The sequence below is a fragment of the Streptomyces sp. NPDC054765 genome (assembly GCF_053612065.1).
Genome location: NZ_JBSHBP010000085.1, coordinates 21,924 through 30,807, shown reverse-complemented (window position 1 = coordinate 30,807; position 8,884 = coordinate 21,924). Strand labels below are relative to the sequence as shown.

Genomic DNA, 8,884 nt, shown 5'->3' with positions numbered 1-8,884 from the left:
CGGCAGGCGGGGACGCCTGAGACGGAAGGTGTCCCGCGGCCCGCACCCCCGGCAGACCTTCCGCCCGGCCGGCCCGCCGGTGCGGTACGGGAAGGGTCAGGACGAGCCGGATCCGGTGCCGTCCCGCTTCAGATTCGTCACCTTCTGCGGCAGCGGCCCCGCGCCGTCGGCGAGCGGGGGAGCGGAGCCGGGTGTGGTGATCCCCTTCTTCAGGCCGTCGAGAATGGCGAGCCCCTGGCCGACGATGCCGGAGGCGAGCTCGTTCACCCCGTCGGTGCCGTTGAGGACGGTCAGCTGGGAGCCGGAGAGGCCCTCGGCGGCGGCCTTGGCGAGTGCGGGGAGGTTCTCGATGGTGCGGTTGGCGGCGATCAGCTCCTGGTTGCCGTCCCGCAGGGAGCCCGCGAGGGCCGTGTTCGCATCGGCCCGTGCCTGGGCGACGGCCCGCTCCGTGTAGGCGTGGGCATCCGCCTCGAAACGGACCTGGTCACGCTGTGCCTCCGCCAGGGTGCGGAGCCGGTAGGCCTCGGCGTCCGCCGGGCGGCGCACCTCGGCCTCCAGCCGCTGGGCGGCGAGCGAGGCCTGCCGCTGGGCCAGCGCGGTCTGCTCCTCGATGACCTCCTGTGAGGCCCTGGCCTGCGAGAGCGGGCCGGCCTGTGCGGCGCGGGCGTTGGACTGCTCGGTCTCGGCGAGGAACCCGGCCCGCTTGATCGCGGTGTCCCGCTCGTACTCCGCCTTGAGCGCCGCCGCCTGCTGTTCCCGCTCGGTCGCTTCCTGGTCGGCCTTGGCCTGCGCGATCCGGGCCGCGCTGGCGACCGCCGCGGCATGCGGGGCGGCGAGATTGGTGATGTAGCCCGAGGTGTCGGCGATCTCCTGGATCTGCAGGGCGTCGACGACGATGCCGAGCTTCTCCATCTCGGAGTGGCTGCCGTCCTTCACCTCCTGGGCGACCCGGTCCCGTTCCCGGATGATCTGCTCGACGGTCAGCCCGCCGACGATCGACCGCAGATGACCGGCGAAGATCCGGCCCACCAGTTCCTCCATGGTGGTCTGCTCGTCCAGGAACCGGCGCGCGGCGTTGGCGATCGAGGTCTGGTCGTCCCCGACCTTGAAGACGGCGACCGCCCGGACCCCGATCCGGATGCCCTGCTGGGTGACGCAGTCCTCGGAGATCTCGGCCTCCCGCAGCGACAGCGCCAGCACGCTCGCCTTCTGTTTGACGGGCATGACCCAGCAGCCATGGCCCGTGACGATACGGAATTGGGCGTCCCCGGTCCGGCGCTTCGAGCCGGAGATCAACAGCGCCTCGTTCGGCGCAGGAACATGCCAGAACAACATCGCAAGGCTCCTGGTCCGGTGTGAACCGGCCCCGGTGGGGGTGCGGGGACGGCCGCGGGATAGGGAAGGCCCACCTGGCCGGCCACGGTTTTGGAGCGGCCGGTTCACGCGGGCAGCGGCGCGACGATCACCGACCGCGCCGAGGTGTGGTCCACCACGATGACCTGGGTATGGCGGGGGATGGGTGCACGGGACCAGGCGGCGAAGGCCTCGGTGCCGCCGCGTACGGGCAGCAGCACCTCGCCCGGTCCGTCGCTCGGGATCGAGACGGTCACCCGCCCGATCACCCCGATCGGGCTGAAGTCCGTGTCATCCGTTGCGCTCACCCGGGCTCCGTCGCTGGTCAAAGCCGCTGCCGACGCGGGCGCCGGGCAGCGGTAAATCCTCGACAACTCAACGGTACTCCGGCCGGGGCGCCGCTTCAGGCCGTCGGCCCCGGCCTTGGGCGCACCGCGTGTTCAGGCGTCGAGACGGGCGGTACGGGCCGCGGGCACCGGCTTCCTCGGTGGCAGCACATCGGGCGCGCGATGGGGGCGCAGGGCCGTGAGCGCGGTCTCGGTCTCCTCCATCAGCGCGTGGTAGGAGACCAGGCGCTGCCACTCCGGATCGGCGACCCCGGGCACGGTGGCGGCGCGCTCGGTCCACTGCTTCACCAGCCCGGCGTACACCGGCGTCTGCCTGATGACCTCCGCGGTGATCCACCGTGGCGTTTGCCCGGGGTGGGGGAGAGGGGGCTGTCCGTGACCTGCGACAGTGCCGGAAGTGGGGTCGCTCATGGCCGTAGAAACGATTCTTCCGCCCTGGAGTCACTGCGTATCTTTGCAGCGGTCCGTACTTCCCGTGTGGAGACAAGGGTATATCTCTCTCGAATATCACCTTATGCAGTGATCTATAGCCGGGAAGCGGTCCAATCCGGGCGAAGAAACGTTGTCGCAGTCATGGAACCGAGGGAGTTGTGGGAGCGCCATGCCGTACTCGCACAGGCGTTTTGCAGCAGCGATGACGAGGTCCGCCGTACACAGGGACTCCTCGACGAGGCCGAGGCGCGCCGTTCGCGGACCCTGGCCGCCTTCGCCGTGACCGTGGGCAGCGACGCGGTGGTCGCGGAGCTGCTCGGCCTGGACGAGCGCGAAGTGCGCCTGGCCCGCCGCACGGTGGGCAAGGAGGACGCCCGCGCGGTCGCCAAGAGCCTACTCGCCCAGACCACACGCGAGCAGCCCCCGGCCCAGCAGGCCGCCGCGCACCCCGCCACGCCACCCGCGCACTCCGCGGCGCATCCGGCCGCGCCTCCCGCGGCGCACGCCGCCGCGCCTCCCACGACTCCCGCCGCGCCTCCCACGGCTCCGGCCGCGCACCCCACGGCTCCCGCCGCGGTGGCCCCGGCCGCCGCCCCGCCGCTCACCGAGCCCGCCTGGGCCCCGGCCCTGGACGCGGTCCTGATGAGCGGCTGGCACAACGGAGTTGACCTCACCGCCCTCGCCACCGAACTCGGTCTCGATGTCCGGCTCCTTGTCGCCCGCGCACAACAGCTCTCCGCCGAAAGCCGCCCGGCCCAGCCGACCCCACCGGACCGCACGGGCCGGCACCGCCGGATGGCCAATCTGCCGCCCTCCCCGCAGAACGAGACCAGCCATCCGGCCTGGCGTGAGCGGCCACCGCAGCCTCCACGGGAGCCCTACGAGAAGGAGACCTGGAAGCAGCAGCCGTACCAGAGTTACCCGGAGCAGCAGGAGTACCAGGAGTACCAGGAGTACCGGGTCTACGAGGAGCACCCGCAGCAGCATCAGCAATACCCACAGCACCCGCAGTATCAGCAGCCCTCCCCTCCCACCTGGGACGCCAACGCCATCACCGCCGCCCAGCACGACTGGGACGGCATCCTCAGCCAGTGGGAAGCCACCACCCCCACCACCCCCACCACCCCCACCACCCCCACCCCGCCCCTCTCCGCGCCCGGCCAGGGCGGCGGTGGGTGACGGGCCGCCCCCACGGGCGCCCGGCCGGCCCGGCCGTCGTGATCGATGCCGGTGCCAACCCGGGCAATGCCGGTGACGTGGACTTCGGTTCGGTGCGCCCTTGCCTCCCTGATCACCCCGGTTCCGGCGGTGTCGGACCGATGGCCATCGCCGCCCTGCTCACCCAGACCGTCGATGCCGCGACCGCCCGGCTGACGGCGGTCTGACCGCCGCGCGCCAATGTTCCGTCATGGTCCGAAGGTCTCCGCCCGGCCTGCGGTGATCGTCCGTATGCTCGCGAGAGCGGCAGATGACCTTTCCCGGAGGCGTGAACGACCATGACGGAACAGCGAGTTGTCATCGCAACGGGCGGCGGTACGGGCATCGGCGCCGCCACCGCACGGCTGCTGCGGGCGGCCGGACACCAGGTGGTGATCTCCGGTCGCCGGCCCGGACCGCTGCACCGCCTCGCCGAGGGGACCGCGGCGTTCGCCCCCGGCGGCGCCGCGTTCTCCTTCCGTATCGAGGCCCGTGACGGCGCGAAAGGCTGAGACGGACGATGACAGGAGCCCTTTACCGGGACCGCTGGATCGAGTGCACCCCCGATGCCCTCCGCATCCGCGGCTACTACTTCCCGTGGGGAACGAAGACCGTCCGCTACGCTGCGGTTCGCGCGGTGGAGCGGGTGGAGATCGGTACCTTCAGCGGGCAGGCCCGGATCTGGGGGACGGCGCATCCGCGCTACTGGGCGAGTCTGGACCCGGGGCGGTTCTCGAAGAAGGACGCGCTGATCCTCGACCTCGGCCGCTTCGTCCGTCCGTTCGTCACGCCGGACGACGCCGCAGCCGTGGAGCGGATCCTGCGCGAGCACGCCCCCGCGCCGCGGGCGTGAGCGGCTCGTCCCGGGGATCCTCGCGCGCGGGCTGACGGCCGGGGTTCCACGGCGTCCGGGAGCTGTCGAGTGGCCGCCGGGGGCCGTCGAGAGGCCGCCGGGGGCGGCGCCTTTCCGGGCGGAGGTCAGGTGGTGGCCGGCTGGGCGGCGCGGGCGAGTTCGCGGCGTATACGCAGGAAGGGACGCGGACGGTTGAGGGCGAGCACCGCGGTGGTACGCCCGTCCCGCTCGTAACAGGCGAGGAAGCTGCGGTCGTCGGGGGAGCCCTCGACGATGCGCGGGGTGTCGGTGGGCAGTCTGCGGCCGGCGAACTGGATCCGTACGCCGTACTGGTCGGACCAGAAGTACGGCAGGCTCCGGTGGGTGACGACGGTGGCGCCGGCCAGCAGGTTCTGCGCGGCGACCGCGGCCTGTTCGGTGGCGCTGGTCCAGTGCTCGGCGCGGCTGCCGTTCACCCTGGCGACGTCGCCGACGGCCACGATGGCGGGCAGCGGGGTGACACAGCCCGCGTCGCACAGCACCCCGTCGTCGAGCGGCAGTCCGCAGTCCGCCAGCCAGTCGGTGCGCGGGCGCACCCCGATGCCGATGACGACCACCTCGGCGGGGAGCAGCCGGCCGTCGGCCAGCTCGACCCCGGTGACGCGGTTCCCGGTGCCGCCGCTGTGCAGATGGGCGACGCCGGTGCCGGTGAGCAGGGTGACGCCGTGGTCCGCATGGAGGGCGGAGCAGATCTCGGCCATGGCGCTGCCGAGTTGGGGGACGAGGGGGAGCGCGGCGGCCTCGACCACGGTCACGTCGTGGCCGAGGGCGGCGCAGGACGAGGCGACCTCGGCGCCGATGAAGCCGCCGCCGATCACGACCACGCGGACCGGGCCCGATGCCAGGTCCGCGCGGAGCGCCTGGGCGTCATCGAGGGTGCGCAGGGTGTGGGCTCCGCCGGGTACCGGGCCGGGGAGGCGGCGCGGGGCGGCGCCGGTGGCGAGGACCACGCCGTCGGCGGCCAGGGACCGGCCGCCGTCGAGAAGCACCGTGCGACCGCCGGTGTCGAGTCCGGTGGCCCGGGTTCCCAGTAGCCATTCGGCGTCCAGTTCGGCGATCTCCTCGGCGTCGGCCAGGGCCAGTTGGCCCTGGCCGGCGGTGGCGCCGGTGAGGAAGTCCTTGGACAGCGGGGGCCTGTCGTACGGGCGGTGGTGCTCGTCGCCGACGATCACCAGACGGCCGTCGAACCCCTGGGCGCGCAGGGCCCGCGCGGCGTACAGGCCTGCCAGCGAGGCCCCGATGACAGCGACCGACTTCATGCGGCGTGGCCCTCCTCGGCGGCGTGCCGGACGTAGATCATGCCGTCCTCGACGGTCACGGGGTGGGTGCGCACGGCCCGGCGGGCGGGCAGGCAGGCCGGCGCTCCGGTGCGGAGATCGAAGGAAGCGGCATGCAGCGGGCATTCGACCAGACACCCTTCCAGCCAGCCGTCCGACAGCGAGGCGTCCTGGTGGGTGCAGGTGTCGTCGATGGCGTACAACTGCCCGTCGGCGTTGAAGACGGCGATCGGTGGTGCGGTGTCGATGCGTACGGACTCGCCTGTCGGCAGGTCGGCGAGCGGGCAGACAGGAATCACAGGACCCCCCTGTTGCTGTTCGGTATCATCGAGTTTCGCGGTGCGCACGATGAAGCGCTATGCGCAACAGAATCCAGATGGGGAGCCGATGCGTCAAGCGGTCCCCGGAATTGACGGTCCTTCACTTCCCGGGCCCCGGCCGGGTTGCCGGGTGGCGAGCCCCGGCGGGTGACGGACGGCGTCGGTTGCCGTGCGTGCCGGGGTGCAGATGTCCGGCTGCCGGCTGGGCAGGGGCGGCCGCCCTGGCCCCGCGGCTGTGCGCAGGGACGTAATCAGCCCTTTACCAAGAGCTGCCCCGTACCTCTTGACGGTGCCGATCCGGCGTTCTCACTATGTCTCTCATCGCGCAACCAGTCGTGCACTACGCAACAGGATCCTGGGCGAGGTGGAGTCCGCCTTCGACAAGATGCGCGACGGCCGGGTACTGCGCTCCGTCGTGGTCCGGTAACGGCCGCACACCCACCGTCGACCACCCCGACCAGCAGGAGGAGGGTCATGTCCCGCACGCCCGCACACCGTTCCCGTGTGGTTGTCATCGGTGCCGGCATCGTCGGCTGCTCTCTCGCCGACGAGCTGACCGCCCGCGGCTGGAGCGAGGTCACCGTCCTCGAACAGGGCCCGCTGCCGGCCCCCGGCGGCTCCACCTCGCACGCGCCCGGCCTGGTCTTCCAGACCGGCCCGTCCAAGACCATGACCGAGTTCGCCGCCTACACCGTCCGGAAGTTCGGCTCCCTGGAGGTCGACGGGCTGCCCTGCTTCAACCCGGTCGGCGGCCTGGAGGTCGCCACCACCGCGGCCCGCTGGGCCGATCTGCACCGCAAGGCCGGACTCGCGGCCTCCTGGGGCGTGCGCGGTGAACTGATCGGCCCGCAGCAGTGCAAGCAACTGTGGCCGATGCTGGACGCGACCCAGCTCTACGGCGGCTTCCACACCGCCGACGACGGCCTGGCCCGCGCGGTGCTCGCCTGCCGCGCCCAGATCGCACGGGCCGAGAGCCGCGGCGCGCGCTTCCTGGAGCGGCACACCGTCACCGGAATCGAGCGGGAGGACGGCCGCGTCACCGCAGTCGTCACCGACCGCGGTACCTTCCCCGCCGACCATGTCGTCTCCGCCGCCGGCTTCTGGGGCCCGGTGATCGGCGCGATGGCCGGCGTGGACGTACCGCTGCTGCCGCTGGCCCACCAGTACGCCACCACCGAGCCGCTGCCCGAGCTCGACGGCGTCAACGGCCCGCAGGGGGGCACCCCCTGCGCGAACGAAGCCGAGAGCCTGGGGGACGAGGCGAGCAAGCCGATCCTGCGCTTCCAGGACCGCGACCTCTACTTCCGCGAACACACCGACCGGCTCGGCATCGGCTCCTACGCCCACCGGCCGATGCCCGTCGACCCCTTCACCGTCCCCGCCTTCGACGAGGCTCCCCCAAGCTCTCAGCTGCGTTCGAGCAGGGGGGACCCCCATGCCATGCCGTCCTCGCTGCCCTTCACCGCGGACGACTTCGCCCCGAGCTGGCAGGACAGCGTCACACTGCTGCCCGCGCTGGGCAGCTCGCGGGTGGCCGACGGCTTCAACGGGATCTTCTCCTTCACCCCCGACGGTATGCCGGTCCTCGGCGAATCCCGTGAACTGCGGGGATTCTGGCTGGCCGAGGCGGTCTGGGTCACCCACTCCGCCGGCGTCGCCAAGGCCGTCGCCGAATGGATGACGGAGGGCCGGCCCGCCATCGACATCCACGAGTGCGACCTCTACCGCTTCGAGGACGCCCAGCGCTCGCCCGCCTATGTCGCCGACCGCGGTGCCCAGAGCTTCATCGAGGTCTATGACGTCATCCACCCGCTGCAGCCCATGGAGCAGCCGCGGCCGCTGCGCACCAGCCCCTTCCACCCACGGCAGCAGGAGCTCGGCGCGTACTTCCTGGAGGGCGGCGGCTGGGAGCGCCCGCATTGGTACGAGGCCAACGCCCCGCTCGCCGAGGGGCTCCAGCTCCCCGAGCGCGACGCCTGGTCGGCGCGCCACTGGTCGCCGATCGCCGCCGCCGAGGCGAAGGCCACCCGCGAAAAGGCCGCCCTGTACGACATGACCCCGCTGCGCAGGCTGGAGGTCACCGGGCCGGGTGCCCTCGCCTTCCTCCAGCGCATGACCAGCAACAACCTCGCGAAGAAGCCGGGCGCGGTCACCTACACCCTGCTCCTGGACGAGGCCGGCGGCATCCGCTCCGATCTCACCGTCGCCCGGCTCGCCCCGGACCGCTTCCAGGTCGGCGCCAACAGCGGGTCCGACCTCGACTGGCTGCTGCGGCATGCGCCGGACGATGTCCAGGTGCGCGACATCACCTCCGGTACCTGCTGCATCGGCGTCTGGGGCCCGCTCGCCCGCGACCTCGTCCAGCCCCTCACCCGCGACGACTTCTCCCACCAGGCCTTCGGCTATTTCCGGGCCAAGCAGACCTACCTCGGCCACGTCCCGGTCACCGCGATGCGCCTGAGCTATGTCGGCGAGCTCGGCTGGGAGCTGTACACCACCGCCGACCTGGGCCTGCGCCTGTGGGACACGCTCTGGGAGGCGGGCCGGGAGCACGGGGTGATCGCCGCCGGGCGCAGCGCCTTCAACAGCCTCCGGCTGGAGAAGGGGTACCGCGCCTGGGGCCATGACATGACCACCGAGCACACCCCGTACGAGGCCGGTGTCGGCTTCGCGGTCCGCCCCGCCAAGGGCGACTTCATCGGCCGGGAGGCCTTGGCGGGCCACCGCGAGGAGACCGCGGCGCGCAAGCTGGTCTGCCTCACCCTCGACGACCCCGGCGCCGTCGTCCTCGGCAAGGAACCGGTGTATGCCCCCACTCTCGACTCCGCTCGACCGGGAGGTGCCCCCTTCGGTCTCCCGGCCGGCTATGTCACCTCCGCCGCCTACGGCTACACCCTCGGCCGGGGCATCGCCTACGCCTGGCTGCCGGCCGGTGCGGCGGCCCCCGGCACCGCCGTCCACATCGAGTACTTCGGGGAGAAGATCCCCGCGACCGTCGCCCAAGAGCCCCTCTTCGACCCGCAGATGGAGCGTATCCGCAGGTAGCGGGCCGGGTGCTCCACCGGT

Annotated in this window: 9 protein-coding genes and 1 pseudogene; 5 read left to right on the top strand and 5 right to left on the bottom strand. The window is 72.2% G+C overall.

The genetic code is table 11. The features are described from left to right. Positions 1–96: 96 nt before the first annotated feature. From ACWGJY_RS33770 to ACWGJY_RS33760, 3 genes are all read right to left on the bottom strand, one after another. On the bottom strand, positions 97–1,335 hold the full coding sequence (locus tag ACWGJY_RS33770) for an SPFH domain-containing protein (RefSeq protein WP_453264696.1): 1,239 nt from the start codon (positions 1,333–1,335) through the stop codon (positions 97–99). A gap of 104 nt (positions 1,336–1,439) precedes the next feature. Further along, positions 1,440–1,661: a hypothetical protein gene (locus ACWGJY_RS33765; protein WP_453264695.1), complete on the bottom strand. Its 222-nt coding sequence runs from the start codon at positions 1,659–1,661 to the stop codon at positions 1,440–1,442. Between the two features lie 132 nt (positions 1,662–1,793). Continuing rightward, positions 1,794–1,988: a hypothetical protein gene (locus tag ACWGJY_RS33760; protein ID WP_453264694.1), complete on the bottom strand. Its 195-nt coding sequence runs from the start codon at positions 1,986–1,988 to the stop codon at positions 1,794–1,796. A gap of 285 nt (positions 1,989–2,273) precedes the next feature. Between ACWGJY_RS33760 and ACWGJY_RS33755 the strand changes: the two genes are divergently transcribed. The 4 genes and pseudogenes from ACWGJY_RS33755 (at position 2,274) to ACWGJY_RS33740 (ending at position 4,182) form a co-directional block, all read left to right on the top strand. Continuing rightward, entirely contained in the window at positions 2,274–3,311 is a 1,038-nt protein-coding gene (locus ACWGJY_RS33755; protein ID WP_453264693.1) for a hypothetical protein, read from the top strand. Further along, positions 3,308–3,517 (top strand): hypothetical protein, encoded by a 210-nt coding sequence (locus ACWGJY_RS33750; protein WP_453264692.1) that lies wholly within the window; start codon positions 3,308–3,310, stop codon positions 3,515–3,517. The genes ACWGJY_RS33755 and ACWGJY_RS33750 overlap by 4 nt, the downstream gene beginning before the upstream one ends. Positions 3,518–3,628: 111 nt before the next feature. Further along, positions 3,629–3,799 (top strand): annotated as a pseudogene (locus ACWGJY_RS33745) (SDR family NAD(P)-dependent oxidoreductase); the annotation flags it as partial. A 50-nt stretch (positions 3,800–3,849) separates the two neighbouring features. Then, on the top strand, positions 3,850–4,182 hold the full coding sequence (locus tag ACWGJY_RS33740) for a hypothetical protein (RefSeq protein WP_453264691.1): 333 nt from the start codon (positions 3,850–3,852) through the stop codon (positions 4,180–4,182). A 125-nt stretch (positions 4,183–4,307) separates the two neighbouring features. Here ACWGJY_RS33740 and ACWGJY_RS33735 read toward each other — a convergent pair whose 3' ends face one another. Further along, positions 4,308–5,480, bottom strand: a complete 1,173-nt coding sequence (locus tag ACWGJY_RS33735; protein WP_453264690.1) for an NAD(P)/FAD-dependent oxidoreductase — start codon at positions 5,478–5,480, stop codon at positions 4,308–4,310. Continuing rightward, positions 5,477–5,797 carry a bifunctional 3-phenylpropionate/cinnamic acid dioxygenase ferredoxin subunit gene (locus ACWGJY_RS33730; RefSeq protein WP_453264689.1) on the bottom strand — a complete coding sequence of 107 codons (321 nt, stop codon included), beginning with the start codon at positions 5,795–5,797 and terminating at the stop codon, positions 5,477–5,479. The genes ACWGJY_RS33735 and ACWGJY_RS33730 overlap by 4 nt, the downstream gene beginning before the upstream one ends. 495 nt (positions 5,798–6,292) lie before the next feature. On the opposite strand from ACWGJY_RS33730, the gene ACWGJY_RS33725 reads away from it, so the two are divergent. Then, on the top strand, positions 6,293–8,863 hold the full coding sequence (locus tag ACWGJY_RS33725; protein WP_453264688.1) for a GcvT family protein: 2,571 nt from the start codon (positions 6,293–6,295) through the stop codon (positions 8,861–8,863). Positions 8,864–8,884 lie beyond the last annotated feature (21 nt).

What these genes read in the sequence shown, in the direction of transcription:
- ACWGJY_RS33735 (WP_453264690.1), bottom strand. Translation starts at nt 5,480, where the DNA reads ATGAAGTCGGTCGCTGTCATCGGGGCCTCGCTGGCAGGCCTGTACGCC.
- ACWGJY_RS33770 (WP_453264696.1), bottom strand. Translation starts at nt 1,335, where the DNA reads ATGTTGTTCTGGCATGTTCCTGCGCCGAACGAGGCGCTGTTGATCTCC.
- ACWGJY_RS33755 (WP_453264693.1), top strand. Translation starts at nt 2,274, where the DNA reads ATGGAACCGAGGGAGTTGTGGGAGCGCCATGCCGTACTCGCACAGGCG.
- ACWGJY_RS33725 (WP_453264688.1), top strand. Translation starts at nt 6,293, where the DNA reads ATGTCCCGCACGCCCGCACACCGTTCCCGTGTGGTTGTCATCGGTGCC.
- ACWGJY_RS33740 (WP_453264691.1), top strand. Translation starts at nt 3,850, where the DNA reads ATGACAGGAGCCCTTTACCGGGACCGCTGGATCGAGTGCACCCCCGAT.